Here is a 16,189-nt window from a genome sequence, read left to right as displayed (position 1 = left end):
ACCCGTCGGTAACGTGTGAGCGTGCGCACTCAGTCGCTCCTCGTGGCCATCGGCGGCATCGTGGCCCTGATCGTGGTCGTCTCGCTGGCGACCGGCCCGGACTTCGGGCCGTCGCTGCCCCGGACCCCGGTCGACCGGCAGTCCGCCCCGCCCGCGTCCGCGCCGCTGCCCGCGGGCACCGACGTCGTCGCATGGGCCAGGGCCACCGCGGCCGAGGCGGACATTCCCGAACGGACCCTGCAGGCCTACGCGAACGCCGAGCTGCGCCAGCGCGAGCGCACCCCGGCCTGCCGGTTGAGCTGGGCGACGCTGGCCGGGGTCGGCCGGATCGAGTCCGGGCACGCCACCTTCCGCGGCGCCGAGCCCGGCCCGGACGGCCGCGTCGACCCGCCGATCATCGGCATCCCGCTCGACGGCACCAATGGCACCCGCCGGGTCGCCGACACCGACGGCGGCCGCCTCGACGGCGACCCGGTGCTGGACCGCGCGGTCGGGCCGATGCAGTTCCTGCCCGGGACCTGGGCGCGCTACGGCGCGGACGGCAACGACGACGGCGTCGCCGACCCCCAGCAGGTCGACGACGCCGCGCTCGCCGCGGCCGGCTACCTGTGCGCGAACGGGCGCGACGTCGCCGAGGCGGGGGACTGGTGGCGCGGGGTGCTCGCCTACAACGCCTCCCGCGAGTACGCCGGCGACGTGTGGGCCGCCGCCGCGGACTACGCGCAGCGCACCGCCGCCCCCGCACCGCCCGCCCCCTGACGGGGCCGGCCCCGGCGTCGCAGGGTCAGGCGAGCAGCGCGCGGCCCCAGTGGTCGTCGCCCTCGGCGAGGCCGGGCGGGACCGCGAACAGCGCCGAGCCGCTGTGCTCCAGGTACTCGCTGAGCGCGTCGGAGCGGGCCAGCCTGCGCTGCATCGGCACGTACTGGCGCTGCGGGTCGCGCACGAACGCGATGAAGAACAGGCCGGCGTCGAGGTGCCCGTGCCCGTCGGAGCCGTCGACGAAGTTGTAGCCGCGCCGCAGGATCCGCGCCCCGCCGTTCGCCTGCTCGGAGGCGAGCCGGATGTGCGCGTCGTCCGGGATGACCGGCCCGAAGGCGTCGGTCGCGGCGAGGTCGGCGGTGTCGAACTCGGCCGTCCCGGTCAGCGGCGCGCCCTCGCCCTTGTCCCGTCCGATGGTGCGCTGCTGGTCGTCGAGGTTGGAGCGGTCCCACACCTCGATGTGCATCCGGATCCGGCGCGCCACCAGGTAGGAGCCGCCGCGCAGCCACTCCGGGCCCTCGTCGCCGACCCACACGTGACGGTCCAGCAGGTCCGGTTCCTCGGCCTTGAGGTTGTTGGTGCCGTCCTTGAAGCCGAACAGGTTGCGCGGCGTGGCCTGCCCGGTCGACGTCGACGACGTCCGTCCGAACCCCAGCTGCGACCAGCGCACCTCGGTCACGCCGAAGCCCTCGCGGACCAGGTTGCGCACCGCGTGCACGGCGACCTGCGGGTCGTCGGCGCAGGCCTGGATGCACAGGTCCCCGCCGGAGCGGGCCGGGTCGAGCTGGTCGCGCTGGAACCGCGGCAGCGCGGCGAGCCCGGCCGGCCGCCGGTCGGTGATGCCGAGCTTGTCGAAGAACCCGGAGCCGACGCCGAAGGTCAGCGTCAGCGACGACGGCGGCAGCCCGAGCGCCTCGCCGGTGTCGGCCGGGGCGGTGTAGCGGTTGCCGGGCAGCGCGCCGCCCTCGGCGGTCTCCCGTCCGGCCGTCATCCGCTCGGCCGACGACGTCCACCGGGCCAGCAGGTCGCGCACCGCGTCCCGGTCGGTGGTGGTGAGGTCCAGGGCCACGAAGTGCAGCCGGTCCTGGGCGGGGGTCACGATCCCGGCCTGGTGGGCGCCGCGGAAGGCGACGGTCCCGTCGCCCGCCGCGGCGCCGTTCCCGGACAGGCCGTACCCGGCGGCGACGCCCGCCCCGGCCAGGGCCACACCGGCGCCGGTCAGGCCGAACAGTCCCCGCCGGGAGACGTGCAGCGGGCTCATGCGGTGACGGTGCCCGCGACCTTGCTGACCGGCTCGGCCAGCGCGTCGACGGCCGCGGCCATCTTCTTCGTGTCCTCGGGCGTCAGCTGGGTGTAGAGCTTGTAGCCGTCGCCGACGCGGTAGCCCTGCAGCAGCGTGTCGACGGCCTCGAAGCGCTGGTCGAGCAGCGGGCCCAGCGCCGGGTCCTTCTGGTCGATCACCGGGCGCAGCGCGGCGACGGCGGCCTGCGAGCCCTCCACGTTGGCCTGGAAGTCCCACAGGTCGGTGTGGGAGTAGCGGTCCTCCTCACCGGTGATCTTGCCGGTGGCGACCTCGTCGAGCAGGCTCTTGGCGCCGTTGGCGAGCTCGGCCGGGGTGAGCTCCAGGCCGGGGATGCGGCCCTGCAGGTCCTTGGTGTCGGTGACCAGGGTCGCGGCGATCTGCGGGGAGTCGGCCTTCAGGCCGTCGACCCAGAGGTCCTTCTCGAGCCGGTGGAACCCGGTCCAGGCGACGCCGGGGTCGCGCTCGTCGTCCTCACGGCCGTCCAGCTTCGGGTCGAGGTCGCCGAAGGACTCGGCGATCGGCTCGATCCGCTCGTAGTAGGTGCGGGCGACCGGGAACAAGGTCTTGGCCTTCGCGACGTCGCGGGCCGACACGGCGGCGGCGAACTCGGAGGTCTTGGTGACCAGCGCGTCGGGCTGGGAGGACACGTAGCGCAGGTAGCCGGCGGTGGCGGCGGCGAGCTCGGCGTTGGTGTCGGTGGCGCGCTGTGCGGACCCGGTGACGGTGAACGGGGCGCGGATGCCGTCGCCGGACATGCCGGGCTTGCACGCGGTGGTGTAGGTGCCGCCGTCGGGGACCTCGACGATCAGGTCGCGGGACAGGCCGGGGCCGATGTTCTCGACCTCGCCCATGATCCGGTCGCCGGTGGCGTAGAGGTAGAACTCGGTGACCTTGCTGCCGGCGTTGGTGATCCGGAAGGTGACGTTGCCGGCCGGGGCCTGCGTGGTCGACACCTGGCAGGCGGTGTCGGTGGCGTTCACGGTGATCGGGCCGCCGTCGCCGGGTCCCTGCGCCGCCGGGGCGGTCGAGGTGCAGCCGGCCAGCAGGGCGGCGGCGACGGTGAGCGACGCCAGGCCGGCGGCCGTGCGCGTGACGGGGGACATCGTGCGTACTCCTAGAGGGACGGACACCGTGGACGGTGCAGGGTTCAGGCGCCGGTGGCGGCGGGGGTGCGCCGGCGGGCCGGGCGCAGGAACAGCGCCAGGACCAGCACGACGTAGAGCGACCAGACGACGGCCTGCAGCACGGTCGTCTGCGGGGAGAAGTTGAAGATCCCCTTGAGGAGCGTGCCGTACCAGGAGTCGGCGGGGACGACGTCGCTGACGTCGAAGGCCAGGGTGTTCAGGCCGGGCAGGATCCCGGCCTCCTGCAGGTCGTGGACGCCGTAGGCGAGGATCCCGGCGGCGACGAAGATCAGCAGGAAGCCGGTGACGGTGAAGAACCGCCCCAGGTCGATCTTCAGTGCGCCGCGGTAGATCGCGTACGCCAGCGCGACGGCGACCGCGATGCCGATCAGGAACCCGACCAGCGGTCCGGCGGTCTCGCCCGCGGCCTGCGCGGCGGCGAAGAAGAAGATCGCGGTCTCCAGTCCCTCGCGGCCGACGGCGAGCGCCGCCATCACGACGACGGCCCACGGCCCCATCGACACGGCCCGGTCCAGTGCACCCTCGAGCTCGCGGGACAGGGTCCGGCCGTGCGAGCGCATCCAGAAGATCATCCAGGTGACGAAGCCGACCGCGATGATCGAGAGGGAACCGCCGAGCGCCTCCTGCGCCTGGAACGTCAGCGCCTGCTGGGTCAGGGTCAGCCCGAGCGTGACACCGACGCTGACGGCGACGGCGAGCGCGCCGCCGGCCCACACCCGGGGCAGCTCGGACCGACGCCCGGTGCGGACCAGGAAGGCCACCAGGATCGCCACGACGAGCGCGGCCTCGAGTCCTTCGCGCAGCCCGATGAGCGCGTTTCCCAGCATGCGACCTCCTGCGGCACGGACACCACGAGCAGTCGCCAGGTGAGGGTGAGCTGCCGGGCGGGAAGGCTAACCTCACCCGATCGAGGAGGGAAGTGTCGCGAGGCATTCGCCCCGGAAGATCCGTTTTCGCAGTTCAGGGGCGGTCGGGCGCGAGTGCGATGCGGGCCCGCACCTCACCCAGCGCCTCCTGGTACTCCGGGCGCGGGTCCATCGCCGAGGCGATCTTCAGCTGGGTCTCGGCCTCGCCGAGCCTGCCCTGCCGTTGCAGTGTCTTGCCGAGCGCGAACCGCGCGTAGTGGTCGGCCGGGTCCATCTCGACGACCCGCACGAACGCGGCCTCGGCCTTCCGCAGCTGCGCCGAGTCCAGGTAGGCGCGGCCGGCGAGCAGGTGCACCGAGGCGTCGCCGGGTTCGTCCGGACCGTGCGCGTCGAGGACGGGACGGAGCGCGTCGAGGGCCTCGAGCGGGCGGTGCCGGGAGAGCAGCCGGTCGGCACGGCGGAACGCGGCGACCGGGTCCTGGTGGTTCGCACGGGGACTGCTCATGGTCACCCCCACGTTAGGTGCGATCCGGGCGGGATGCGAGGCCTTGACAGACCACCGGTGCGGAGCAGGGTGACGCAAGCGTCCCCCGCCGGGGGCCGACCGGTGACTACGCTGACGCACCGGACGACACCCGCGATCAGAACAGGAGTCACGGTGGCGGTCATCGAGCAGGTCGGGGCACGCGAGATCCTCGATTCCCGGGGCAATCCCACGGTGGAGGTCGAGGTCGCGCTGGACGACGGCACGCTGGCGCGTGCCGCGGTCCCGTCGGGCGCCTCGACCGGTGAGCACGAGGCCGTCGAGCTCCGGGACGGCGACAAGAACCGCTACGGCGGCAAGGGCGTCGAGAAGGCCGTCGCGGCCGTCCTCGACGAGATCGGGCCGGAGCTCGTCGGCGTCGAGGCGGTGGACCAGCGACTGGTCGACCAGCGCCTCGTCGACCTCGACGGCACCCCGGACAAGTCGAAGTTCGGCGCGAACGCCCTGCTGGGCGTGTCGCTGGCCGTCGCGAAGGCCGGGGCGGAGTCCTCGGGCCTGGAGCTGTTCCGCTACGTCGGCGGCTCCAACGCGCACGTCCTGCCGGTGCCGATGATGAACATCCTGAACGGTGGTGCGCACGCCGACACCTCCGTCGACGTGCAGGAGTTCATGGTCGCGCCGATCGGTGCGGAGACCTTCCGCGAGGCGCTGCGCTGGGGCGCGGAGGTCTACCACGCGCTCAAGTCGGAGCTGAAGGACAAGGGCCTGTCGACCGGCCTCGGCGACGAGGGCGGCTTCGCCCCCGACGTCAAGGGCGGCACCCGCGGCGCGCTCGACCTGATCGCCGCCGCCGTGCAGCGCGCCGGCTACACGCTGGGCACCGACGTCGTGCTGGCGCTCGACGTCGCCGCGACCGAGTTCCACGAGGGCGGCAAGTACTCCTTCGAGGGCAAGAAGATCACCGCGGACAAGCTGTCCGAGGTGTGGGCCGAGCTGGTGGCCGCCTACCCGCTGGTCTCGATCGAGGACCCGTTGGACGAGAACGACTGGGACGGCTGGGTCGCGCTCACCGAGTCCATCGGGGACAAGGTGCAGCTGGTCGGCGACGACCTGTTCGTCACCAACCCGGAGCGGCTCGAGGACGGCATCGCCCGCGGCGCTGCGAACGCGCTGCTGGTGAAGGTCAACCAGATCGGCACCCTGTCCGAGACCCTCGATGCGGTCACGATGGCGCACAACGCGGGCTACCGCTGCATGATGAGCCACCGTTCCGGGGAGACCGAGGACGTCACCATCGCGGACCTCGCCGTCGCGACCGGCTGCGGCCAGATCAAGACCGGCGCCCCGGCCCGGTCCGAGCGGGTGGCGAAGTACAACCAGCTGCTGCGCATCGAGGAGCTGCTCGGTGACGCCGCCCGCTACAACGGCGAGCTGGCGTTCCCGCGCTACCAGGTGCCCGGCCAGGGCTGACGCTCCGGTCGTTCCCCCGTCGGTGACGGCGGTGCCGCCCGGATCGTCTGCGGACGGTTCGGCGCGGCACCGTCACCGGTGCCCGATCGGGCGGCATGCTGGACGGGCCGCCACGCAGCGGCACCGAGCAGCACTGGCGGGTGAGGGAACCCGGTACGGACGGGAGGGTGCATGGCGGACCGTCGGGGACGTGGACGGGACGCCCGCGCCCGCACGACCGGCACGGGGCGTGGCCGGGCCGCGGCGAAGCCACGGAGCACGACCGGGCGCTCGGCGCGGGCCCCCGCGTCGACGGGCGGCTCCGGTGCGCGGTCGCGTCCGGCCGGCCCCCAGGGCGCCCGGCCGCGTCTCACCCGTGCCCGGTCCCGCGCCGGCGAGGTCGTCGCCCGCACGACCGGCCTGCTGGGCCTGTCGTCGACGAAGCGGGCCGCCATCCTGGCGATCGTGGTCTGCGCACTCGCGCTGACCGTCGCGGTGCCGCTGCACAACTTCGTCGCCCAGCGCCAGGAGCTGTCCGACGTCTCGGACCGGCAGCAGGCGCTGGAGGCCGACGTCGCGCGGCTGGCCGCCGACCGTGCCCGGCTCTCGGACCCGGCCGAGGTCGAGGCCCAGGCCCGGGCCCGGCTCGGGATGGTCGAGCCGGGGGAGACGCCCTACGTGCCGCAGTTCCCGGCCCCGCCGGCGCCGGTCGTCGAGGACGGTCAGGCCGAGCCCGGCGTGCCCTGGTTCCACACCCTGTGGAACGACGTCGTGGGCGACCCGCGACGATGAGGGCGTGAGCAGCACTCGTTCCCGTCCGCCCGGTCTGGAGCCGGGCCCGGTCGCCCAGGCCGACCTCGACGCTGTCGCCGACCAGCTCGGTCGCGCCCCGCGCGGGGTCCTCGCGGTCGCCTACCGCTGCCCCTCCGGGCACCCCGCGGTCGTGCAGACCGCCCCGGGGCTGCCCGACGGCACCCCGTTCCCGACGCTGTACTACCTGACGTGTGCCCGGCTCGCCTCGCGGATCGGGACGCTCGAGGCCGAGGGCCGGATGAAGGAGATGGAGGAACGGCTCGCCGTCGACGACGAGCTGGCCGCCGCCTACCGCCGCGCCCACGAGACCTACCTCGCCGAGCGCGACGCGATCGAACCGCTGTCCACGCACCCCGACGTCACCGCCGGGGGCATGCCGGACCGGGTGAAGTGCCTGCACGTGCACGTCGCGCACGCCCTGGCGGCCGGGTCCGGGGTGAACCCGTTCGGCGACGAGGCGCTCGAGGAGATCGGCGAGTGGTGGCGGTCCGGGCCGCCCTGCCTTTAGTTTCCCGTCTCTAGTTCCCCGGCGTCGCCCGGTCCAGCAGCACCCCGACGCTGTCCTTGCCCGGCCGGGTCCCCGCGGTGCGCAGCGGCCCGTCGGCGTCGAGCCGGGTCGCGAGGAAGACGTCCGCGACGGCCGTCGGGGCGTGGCGGACCAGCAGTGACCCCTGCAGCGCCAGCGCGGCCAGCTCCGCGAGACGGCGGGCCCGCCGTTCCTCCGGCGCGGCCAGCTCGGCGCGCAGCGCGGTGACCGTCGCGTCCAGCCGAGGATCGGACCCCGCGGCGAGGTCGATCTCGGCGAGCAGCGCCTCGACGGCGTGCGGCTCGCGGGCGATGGCACGCAGGGCGTCGAGCGCGGTGACGTTGCCCGAGCCCTCCCAGATCGAGTTCAGCGGCGCCTCGCGGTAGAGCCGGGGCAGGTCGGACTCCTCGACGTAGCCGTTGCCGCCCAGGCACTCCAGCGCCTCGACGACGACGGTCGAGGCCCGCTTGCACACCAGGTACTTCGACACGGGCAGGGCCAGGCGCAGCAGCGCCGTCTCACCCCGGTCGACGGCACCGGCCAGGCGCAGCGCCAGGACCGTCGCGGCCTCGGTCTCGGCGGCGAGTTCGGCGAGGACCTCGCGCATCAGCGGCTGGTCGGCCAGCCGGGCGCCGAAGGCAGACCGGTGCGCGACGTGGTGCGCGGCCTCGGTGACCGCGGCCCGCGCGGTCGCCGCGGAGCCGAGCACGCAGTCGAGCCGGGTCATCGAGACCATCTCGATGATCGCGGACGCCCCGGCCCTCGTCGCCGACCCGCCACCCGACGGCGCCGGTGTACTCGATCTCCGACGAGGCGTTGGACCGGTTGCCCAGCTTGTCCTTGAGCCGCTGGAGCCGGATCGCGTTGCGGGTGCCGTCGGGCAGGACCCGGGGCAGGACCAGGCAGGTCAGCCCGCCGGGTGCCTGGGCGAGAGTGAGGAACAGGTCGTTCATCGGGGCGCTGGTGAACCACTTGTGCCCGGTCAGGCGGTAGCTGCCGTCGGGCTGCGGGGTGGCGACCGTGGTGCCCGCGCGGACGTCGGAGCCGCCCTGCTTCTCGGTCATCGACATCCCCGCGAGCAGCCCGTCCTTGTCCGTGGGGACGGCGAGCCCGGGTGCGTAGGTCCGCGCGGTCAGGCCGGGCTCGTAGGCGGCGGCGAGCTCCGGGGCGTGGCGCAGTGCCGGCACCGACGCGTAGGTCATCGAGATCGGGCACAGGTGGCCCTGCTCCACCTGCGAGGTCAGGTAGAAGCCCGCGGCCCGGGTGACGTGCGCGCCGGTGCCGGGTGCCGCGGCCCAGGGGGTGGCGGCGAGACCGTGCTCGACGCTCGTGCGCATCAACGCGTGCCAGGACGGGTGGAAGGCGACCTCGTCGACGCGGTGCCCGGTGCGGTCGTGCGTGCGCAGCTCCGGCTCGTGGGCGTTCGCGGCGCGGGCGTGCTCGCGGTGCTCCGCGGTCCCGACGGCCGCGGCCACCGCCTCCAGCGCCGCCGCGTCCCCGCCTTCGCGCGCGAGCGCCTCGGCGACGGCCGGGTCCGCGGAGAGCAGATCGCCGTCCGAACGCGGCGGGACCTGGTTGAGGACCACGTGGGTGCCGAGGTCCGACACCGGGGCGGGGATGTGCGTCGTCGCCATTACCGGAGGGTAACCCGGACCGGCGGCTCCACCGAGCGATCGCGACTACGGTGAGGACCGACGGTCGCCGAGAACAGGGAGTGCCGATGTCGCGGGTCGCCGCCATCGACTGCGGAACCAATTCGATCCGGCTGCTGGTCGCCGACGTCACGGAGGCGTTCGACGGCCAGAAGGAGCTGCGCGACCTGCACCGCGAGATGCGGATCGTGCGGCTCGGCAAGGGCGTCGACGCGACCGGCCGGCTCGACCCGGAGGCGCTGGAGCGGACCCGGGTGGCACTCGTCGACTACGCGGTCGCCGCCCGCCGCAAGGGCGCCGAGCGGGTCCGGATGGTCGCGACGTCGGCGACCCGGGACGCGTCGAACCGCGAGGACTTCTTCGCGATGGTCCGCGACACCCTCGGCGCCGAGGCGGAGATCATCTCCGGCGACGAGGAGGCGCGCCTGTCGTTCGTCGGAGCCGTCGGCGACCTCGACCCCGACGACGGCCCGTTCGTCGTCACCGACGTCGGCGGCGGGTCCACCGAGGTCGTCGTGGGCGAGCTGCGCGACGGGGTCGCGGTGGTGACCGCGGCGAAGTCGGTCGACATGGGGTCGGTGCGGCTGACCGAGCGCTGCCTGCCCTCCGACCCGCCGTCGGAGGCCGAGATCGACTCCGCGCGTACGGTCGCCGGTGAGGTGCTGGCCGAGGCGTTCGCGTCGGTGCCGGTCGAGACCGCGAAGACCTGGGTCGGGGTGGCCGGGACGATCACCTCGCTCTCCGGGATCGCCCAGGAGCTGCCCGCCTACGACCGCGAGCAGGTGCACGGCTCGACGCTGACCCGCGAGGACCTGCACCGGGTCGCGGACCTGCTGATCCGGTCGTCGCGGTCGGAGCGGGAGAAGCACGGTTCGCTGCACCCGGGCCGCGTCGACGTCATCGGTGCCGGATCGCTGGTCGTGCAGGCCCTCGCCGACGAGCTGCACGCGCGCGCCGGGATCGACCGGGTCGTCGTGTCCGAGCACGACATCCTCGACGGGATCGCGCGATCGATCGCATGAACCTGGCGGTCCTGGACCAGCGGATCACCGAGTGCCGGGCCTGCCCGCGGCTGGTCGAGTGGCGCGAGCAGGTGGCCCGGGAGAAGCGGGCCGCGTTCCGCGACGAGACCTACTGGGGTCGGCCGGTACCCGGCTTCGGCCCGCCCGACGCGCGGATGCTGATCGTCGGCCTGGCTCCGGCCGCGCACGGAGCGAACCGGACCGGGCGCATGTTCACCGGCGACCGCAGCGGCGACGTGCTCTACGCCGCGCTGCACGCCGTCGGGCTGGCCTCGCAGCCGACCGCCTCGCACATCGGCGACGGCCTGGAGCTGTACGGGGTCCGGATCACCGCGCCCGTGCACTGCGCGCCGCCGGCGAACAAGCCGACCCCCGCCGAACGGGACACCTGCCGCGGCTGGCTGGAGCAGGAGCTCGACCTGCTCGCCCCGACGGTCCGCTCGATCATGGTGCTCGGCGGCTTCGGGTGGCAGGCGCTGCTGCCGGTGCTCGCCGGGGCGGGGTGGACGGTCCCGCGGCCGGCCCCGAAGTTCGGGCACGGGGCGTCGGTGACGCTGGCCCCCGCCCGCCCCGACCGGGAGCCGCTTGAGCTGTTCGGCTGCTACCACGTGAGCCAGCAGAACACCTTCACCGGACGACTCACCCCGGCCATGGTGGAGCAGGTCCTGGCCGACACCGCATCTGCCGGCGGATTGACGCCGATCCGACGATAAGTCTCGTCGTCGCTGGTCAGGGGTGAGATCCGGGATGGCTCTGCTCTGCTCACCGCTACGCAGCACCCTCCCCACCGCGCCGCTGCCGTCGTCGAGATGCAGCTCAGCGGGGTTCCGGCGCGCGGCGCCACCCGCTGAGCTGCATCTCGGCGGGTGTCCCGGTACCGGGGCTCAGTCGGTGGTGAAGCGGTGCAGCCGCATCGCGTCCTGCATGGCGGGGACGTGCCCGGCCGCCGACAGCAGCGGACGCAGCCACACCCGCGGCTCGCGCAGGGACACCTCGTCGTAGATCGAGACGTCGTCGCGCTCGGTCAACGACGGGTGCCGGTGCGCGAACTCGGCGGGGTTCCACGACCACCGGAACTCGGTGCCGACCGCGCGGAACGTCGGGGTCCAGCGCGAGGCGCGCACCGTCCACGGGGCGACGGCGTCGAACGCCAGCGTGGCCGCCGGGGTGCCGGCCACGACCCGGTCGACGGTGGCGTGCACGGCCTCGGCCGGGAGGTACATGAACAGCCCCTCGGCGACGACGAGCGTCGGCAGCGCCGGGTCGACGGCGGACCACCAGTCGTCGTCGACGACGGAGCCGGAGACCTGCTCGACGTTGTCGGGGAAGTCGTAGAGCCGACGACGGACGTCCATGACCTCCGGCTGGTCGACGTCGATCCAGCGGCACGTCGACGGCACCCCGACCCGCAACGGCCTGCTGTCCAGCCCGCAGCCCAGGTGCAGGACCTGTCCGGCGGGCTCGGCGGCGAGGAACTCCCGCGTCCAGCCGTCGAGGATCGCGGCGCGACACACGATGGTCGAGACGTCGCCGGTGAACTGCCAGAGGCCGTGGACGTCGTGCTCGACGCGGTCCCAGACGGGCTCCGCCCACTGGTCGCCGAGGATCGGGCGGCGGGACCGAGCGTCCAGGCGTCGCATGTAGAGGGTCATCAGCAGGGTCGCCGCGGCGCCCCGGAGGTCGACCTTCTCGGTGCTCGGCATGAGTTCTTCCCGCCCTGGCTACGCTGTCGCGGCGCCCCCGTAGCCCAACGGCAGAGGCAGGCCCCTTAAAAGGGTCCCAGTGTCGGTTCGAGTCCGACCGGGGGCACCCCGCTTCCACGTCGAGACTACCCCTCTGACCAGCCGTTACGCTCGCCACGGCCACGATGATGTTGTCCTGCGGGAACTGGTGCCGACCGGGGTTCACCGGGTGCCTGCGCTGAAAGGGCGCTGAAAGCTCAGGCACCGGAGTCGTCCCCGAGCGCCTCTGCGATCCGCTCCCGTTCCTCGTCCTCCTCGCCTTGATCCGAGAGGATCCGGTCATGGCGGACGCAGACGCCCGACGGCTCTGGGAACAGGAGCGACCGCAGAACCTCGTCGTCGACGGCGAGCGGTTCACCGTCCGGCCACGCTCGGCCGAGCCAGGCACCTACGACTTCGCCTGGGAGACCGGACCGAACCCGGGCTATGGCTTCTCCCAATTCGGATGGCAAGGCAGACCCGCGACGACCGAGGAACTCCACGTCTGCATCCGCGACTTCCTCGGCATGGTCGACCCCGACACCGGCTACATCGAGGACTGATCTCCAACAGCGCGTCCGGCGGCCGGCTCCGCCCGAACCCGACACCGCTCGGAGATCGGGGAGTCGTGGTGGGCGGTGCTCTCGTCACAGTGCCCGAACCGGCAACCAGGGGTGAACCCACGCCGCGAGGGATCACCTCAGCGGGCGGCAGGAGGGGACAGCCGGCGAACGATCAAGAACGATGACCTCATGACCGACGGGTGGTTCGGGCCGTTGACCTACAACGACGGCGAGGCCGAAGGATCGCCGTTCCTGGAAGCAGTGCGCAGACTCGCGCCAGACAGACTCACCGGCTTGATCGAGCCCGACGCAACGGTCGTCAGCTCCTACCCTGTTGCACCGTTCGTGCTGCTCTGCCTGGACGTCGCCCTCACCGAGGACCCGGGCGAGATCACGCTCAAGGTTCTCTTCGATGGTCGTGGAGGCCTCTCGGGCACCTGGGGCGGCGATGACATCTGGGACGGCTTCGACCGGAAGCACCCCGACAACCTGCTCGTTCACGCTCGATCCTTCTCGGATGAACGGCACGCAGTGATCGCGCTCGATTGGGTCGCCGCCCAACTCAACCGACCTCTTGTCGAGAAGCAATGGGTACGGCGGGGAAAGATTGTTGCGAGAGTCTGGGCTACAGGGGACACCGGGGACGTTCTCGAGGTGTCGGGTCGGCGGCGGTTCCGTGGTGAGGCGGACATCGTAAGAATCGTCCGGACAGGCGCCTCTCGCTGAGCCGGGACCGCCCTCGGTGCGGCTGCCGACCGGACGAGCGCGCTGAATACGCGCCGAAGCTCGGCTGGCGAGACGCCGAGTGCGGGCATCCAAGCAGCTCAGAGGCCATGATCGGCGGGCAAAACGGCTCCCCCCAAATGAGGAGGGGCGTCTGACTCCAGAGGGGGATCGTCAGCGATCGCGAGCCTCGCCAGGACACGTCGACGCAGCAAGAGGTACTCGTCGACGCATCGACGGAGCTCGCTGGTTGGCGGTCGTTTGAGAGCCCCGCGTTCCGCAGTTGATGGGCACATGAGCGGGGTCCGCGGGGAGTAAGGCCTGGTCAGCGTGCTGCGCCTGCGTGAGAGTGCTCGAAAACGTGGGCACACGTTTTGGCGGGTTGAGGCTTGTGTGAGCTGCCCGGAGTGTGATCGGCTGCGGTCATGTATCTGCGGACGACCGAGCGGCGGAACAAGGACGGCTCGGTCGTGCGCTACCTGGCCCTGGCCCACAACCAACGCGTCGGTGCCACCACGAAGGCGAACGTGCTGCTCAACCTCGGCCGGGAGGACCGCCTGGACCCCGACGGGCTGCGCCGGCTGGTCCGCTCGATCAACCGCTACCTGGGCGAACCCGGCACCGACGCCGGCACGGACGCCGCTGAGTCCGCGGGCGCCGGTACCGCGGCCGAGGGGCTGCGGTTGATCGCCTCCCGCCCGGCCGGGGCGGCGTGGTTGCTGAACGGGCTGTGGAAGGCCCTGGACGTCGAGGCCGCCCTGCGCAAGGTGCTGGGTGGGCGCCGGTTCACCACCGATGTCGAGCGGGTGCTGTTCGCGCTGGTGGCGAACCGGGCGATCGACCCGTCCTCGAAGCTGGCCGCGGCCGAGTGGGTCGGCCACGACGTGGCGATCCCCGGCCTGGACGCGCTCAGCGAGGATCAGGCGTATCGGGCGATGGACCTGCTGATCGAGGCCGACACCGACGCGAAGGTGCAGGAGGCGGTGTTCTTCGCGGTCGCGGACCTGCTCAACCTCGAGGTCGACCTGCTGTTCTTCGACACGACCAGCACCTACTTCGAGCGCGACACCGAGGACCCCGACCCCGCCGAGGGCACCGACAGCAGCACCGACAGCAGCGTCGACGGATCAGACGCAGTGGCAAGCCCAGGCGGCCCGGGCGGGTTCCGGCGCTACGGGCACTCCAAGGACCACCGCCGGGACCTGCCGCAGATCGTCATCGGGCTGGCCGTCACCCGGGAAGGCATCCCGGTCCGGTGCTGGTGCTGGCCCGGCAACACCAACGACCAGGCGATCCTGCCGCAGGTCAAGGACGACCTACGGGGGTGGCGACTGGGCCGCGTGGTCACCGTGGTCGACCGCGGGTTCTCCTCCCGGGACAACCTGGCCTACCTTCAGCGCGCGGGCGGGCACTACATCGCCGGCGAACGGATGCGCGACGGCAGCCCGCACGCCGCCCAGGCACTGTCCCGCCAGGGCCGCTACCAGCAGGTTCGGGACAACCTGCGCGTCAAGGAAGTCCGGATCGACTCCACCCCCGGCGTCCGGTGGATCATCTGCCACAACCCCGACGAGGCCGAACGCGACCAGGCCGCCCGCGAAGCCGCGATCGCCAGGATCTCCGCCGAGCTCGACCGCATCGCGTCCGCCCGCACCCGAGCCCGCGAGGCCGCCCGCACCCGCCGCGCCGCCACCACAACCAGCAAGGCCGCGTGGCGGCACGCCGCCCGGGCCGCCGAACGTGAGGAGGCCGCGCACGTCAAGGCCGAATGCGCGCTGCGTGAACACCCGGCCCTGGGCCGGTGGCTGCGCCAGACACCGTCCGGGCGGCTGCAACTGGACCGGACCAAGATCGCCGCCGAAGCGAAGCTGGACGGGAAGTACCTGCTGTCCACCTCCGACCCGGACCTCTCGGCCGAGGACGTCGCCCTGGGCTACAAGAACCTGCTGGAGGCCGAGCGCGGGTTCCGCGACTTGAAATCCACCATCGAGCTGCGGCCGGTGTTCCACCGCCTCGAACTCCGCATCCGCGCCCACGTCCTGCTCTGCTGGCTGGCGCTGCTGCTGATCCGGGTCGCCGAACGCCGCACCGGCCGCACCTGGCGCACCATCTCCCGCGAGCTGGGCCGGCTGCACACGATCACCCTCACCGGCCCGGCCGGCACCGTCGTGCAGACCACCGAGCTCACCACCACCCAGGCCGGCATTCTTCGGGCCTGCGGGGTCACCCCACCACCCCGGATCACCACCCTCGACCCCGCCTAACCAGCCCAAACAGCGCCAACAGGCACCGCGGCGGGCATGGACACACGCCCACCCCGCTCCCACACCAGCGGTCCTGCAGGTCAACCCCCGAATTCAGCCCTCACATCTGCCCACGAACTGCGGAATCCGGGAGAGCCTCTCCGCCCACAACGACCTCATGGGCGGTGAACTGTTCGCGAGTCAGGTCGACGTCCACGAGGCCAAAGCGGTTCCACCAGTGGTAGTCGACGTGCGTGCCGTCTTTGTGTACTTCGCCGACGACCAGGTCTCCGCCGAGCAGATCGTTGACCACCAAGGCAGTGACGCCGCACTGATCGCGAGAGGGATTGCTGGGGTCCCATTCAGCCTGACACTCGGGAGGCCGCGTCTCGTCGCACCAGCTCTCACGTACCGCGCGCTCGACGTCGGCAAGGGTGTAGGTGGGCATGAGGCGAACGTGCCACGAAGCACCGACAACTTGGCCGACAAGCCCCGGACTCCGCCAGACCCGGTACCGCTCGATGACCGGGGGAGAGTGCGGTGGAGCTGGTGAACTCCTCGCGGCGCGCCGAGACGGCAGCCGGTCTGGCAGGGACGAGCCCACGTCGCGAGAAGATCCCAGCGGGACCGGACGTGGAGAAAGCGGTCAGGACGGCAGCAGGACGAGACCGTCGTGTCCGGCGACGTCGGCGAAGTCTCTGGTGTTCAGCGTCGCGAGCGGGACGTCGTTCGCGATGCAGGTGGCGGCGATCCATGAGTCGTCGCCGGGCGTGCGCGTCCGCGGAGCCGCGCGGCAGCGTTGATCCGCTCCCGGACCGGGAGACCGTCTCGTCGGAGTCCAAGACGACGACGTGGGCGAGCCAGTCGTCGAGCTGGTCGTGGGTCCGGCTACCCCAGCGTCGGATCTCGGCCCGCTGCCA

General features: G+C 72.6%; 15 protein-coding genes, 1 tRNA gene and 1 pseudogene. 10 read left to right on the top strand and 7 right to left on the bottom strand.

Translation table 11 applies throughout. The features are described 5' to 3' along the window. The first annotated feature begins 21 nt into the window (after positions 1–21). The gene (locus KPL59_RS31925; protein WP_020625115.1) at positions 22–759 is read left to right on the top strand and encodes a lytic transglycosylase domain-containing protein; all 738 of its coding nucleotides are present in this window, start codon (positions 22–24) and stop codon (positions 757–759) included. 25 nt (positions 760–784) lie between these two features. Here the strand turns inward: KPL59_RS31925 and efeB are convergent, their stop codons facing one another. The 4 genes from efeB to KPL59_RS31905 all read right to left on the bottom strand — a co-directional run bounded on the left by efeB (position 785) and on the right by KPL59_RS31905 (position 4,578). Continuing rightward, positions 785–2,020: an iron uptake transporter deferrochelatase/peroxidase subunit gene (gene efeB, locus KPL59_RS31920; protein ID WP_226363032.1), complete on the bottom strand. Its 1,236-nt coding sequence runs from the start codon at positions 2,018–2,020 to the stop codon at positions 785–787. Next, the gene (gene efeO, locus KPL59_RS31915) at positions 2,017–3,165 is read right to left on the bottom strand and encodes an iron uptake system protein EfeO (protein ID WP_226363031.1); all 1,149 of its coding nucleotides are present in this window, start codon (positions 3,163–3,165) and stop codon (positions 2,017–2,019) included. The genes efeB and efeO overlap by 4 nt, the downstream gene beginning before the upstream one ends. Positions 3,166–3,209: 44 nt before the next feature. Continuing rightward, complete coding sequence (gene efeU, locus KPL59_RS31910) at positions 3,210–4,034, bottom strand: iron uptake transporter permease EfeU (protein WP_226363030.1); 825 nt, start codon at positions 4,032–4,034, stop codon at positions 3,210–3,212. Positions 4,035–4,167: 133 nt separating this feature from the next. Then, entirely contained in the window at positions 4,168–4,578 is a 411-nt protein-coding gene (locus tag KPL59_RS31905; RefSeq protein ID WP_043279643.1) for a tetratricopeptide repeat protein, read from the bottom strand. A 153-nt stretch (positions 4,579–4,731) separates the two neighbouring features. Here KPL59_RS31905 and eno point away from each other — a divergent pair, with 153 nt between their 5' ends. The 3 genes from eno to KPL59_RS31890 all read left to right on the top strand — a co-directional run bounded on the left by eno (position 4,732) and on the right by KPL59_RS31890 (position 7,327). Next, positions 4,732–6,027: a phosphopyruvate hydratase gene (gene eno / locus KPL59_RS31900; protein WP_060713277.1), complete on the top strand. Its 1,296-nt coding sequence runs from the start codon at positions 4,732–4,734 to the stop codon at positions 6,025–6,027. A gap of 171 nt (positions 6,028–6,198) precedes the next feature. Further along, a complete protein-coding gene (locus KPL59_RS31895) occupies positions 6,199–6,798 on the top strand; it encodes a septum formation initiator family protein (protein WP_075308307.1) in 600 nt (199 codons plus the stop codon). Between the two features lie 4 nt (positions 6,799–6,802). Next, positions 6,803–7,327 (top strand): DUF501 domain-containing protein, encoded by a 525-nt coding sequence (locus KPL59_RS31890; RefSeq protein WP_226363029.1) that lies wholly within the window; start codon positions 6,803–6,805, stop codon positions 7,325–7,327. 10 nt (positions 7,328–7,337) lie between these two features. Here KPL59_RS31890 and KPL59_RS31885 read toward each other — a convergent pair. Continuing rightward, positions 7,338–8,979 (bottom strand): annotated as a pseudogene (locus KPL59_RS31885) (acyl-CoA dehydrogenase family protein). A gap of 86 nt (positions 8,980–9,065) precedes the next feature. Between KPL59_RS31885 and KPL59_RS31880 the strand changes: the two are divergent. Then, a complete protein-coding gene (locus tag KPL59_RS31880; protein ID WP_226363028.1) occupies positions 9,066–10,019 on the top strand; it encodes a Ppx/GppA phosphatase family protein in 954 nt (317 codons plus the stop codon). Then, complete coding sequence (locus tag KPL59_RS31875) at positions 10,016–10,732, top strand: uracil-DNA glycosylase (RefSeq protein WP_226352437.1); 717 nt, start codon at positions 10,016–10,018, stop codon at positions 10,730–10,732. The genes KPL59_RS31880 and KPL59_RS31875 overlap by 4 nt, the downstream gene beginning before the upstream one ends. Positions 10,733–10,903: 171 nt before the next feature. On the opposite strand, the gene KPL59_RS31870 is transcribed toward KPL59_RS31875, so the two are convergent. Continuing rightward, positions 10,904–11,722 (bottom strand): class I SAM-dependent methyltransferase, encoded by an 819-nt coding sequence (locus tag KPL59_RS31870; RefSeq protein WP_226352438.1) that lies wholly within the window; start codon positions 11,720–11,722, stop codon positions 10,904–10,906. Positions 11,723–11,755: 33 nt separating this feature from the next. Here KPL59_RS31870 and KPL59_RS31865 point away from each other — a divergent pair. From KPL59_RS31865 to KPL59_RS31850, 4 genes are all read left to right on the top strand, one after another. Further along, positions 11,756–11,828, top strand: a tRNA-Leu gene (locus tag KPL59_RS31865). 214 nt (positions 11,829–12,042) lie between these two features. Further along, positions 12,043–12,303, top strand: a complete 261-nt coding sequence (locus tag KPL59_RS31860; protein WP_226352439.1) for a hypothetical protein — start codon at positions 12,043–12,045, stop codon at positions 12,301–12,303. Positions 12,304–12,492: 189 nt separating this feature from the next. Then, complete coding sequence (locus KPL59_RS31855; protein WP_226363027.1) at positions 12,493–13,029, top strand: hypothetical protein; 537 nt, start codon at positions 12,493–12,495, stop codon at positions 13,027–13,029. Positions 13,030–13,451: 422 nt separating this feature from the next. Continuing rightward, positions 13,452–15,290: an IS1634 family transposase gene (locus KPL59_RS31850; RefSeq protein WP_226359530.1), complete on the top strand. Its 1,839-nt coding sequence runs from the start codon at positions 13,452–13,454 to the stop codon at positions 15,288–15,290. Positions 15,291–15,390: 100 nt separating this feature from the next. Here the strand turns inward: KPL59_RS31850 and KPL59_RS31845 are convergent, their stop codons facing one another. Further along, the gene (locus KPL59_RS31845) at positions 15,391–15,717 is read right to left on the bottom strand and encodes a hypothetical protein (RefSeq protein ID WP_226363026.1); all 327 of its coding nucleotides are present in this window, start codon (positions 15,715–15,717) and stop codon (positions 15,391–15,393) included. Between the last annotated feature and the right edge of the window lie 472 nt (positions 15,718–16,189).

The organism is Pseudonocardia sp. ICBG1142, from assembly GCF_020496255.1.
Classification (GTDB): Bacteria; Actinomycetota; Actinomycetes; order Mycobacteriales; family Pseudonocardiaceae; genus Pseudonocardia.
Note: the sequence above shows the minus strand (reverse complement) of the source record. Positions and strands in the feature narration are given on the sequence as shown.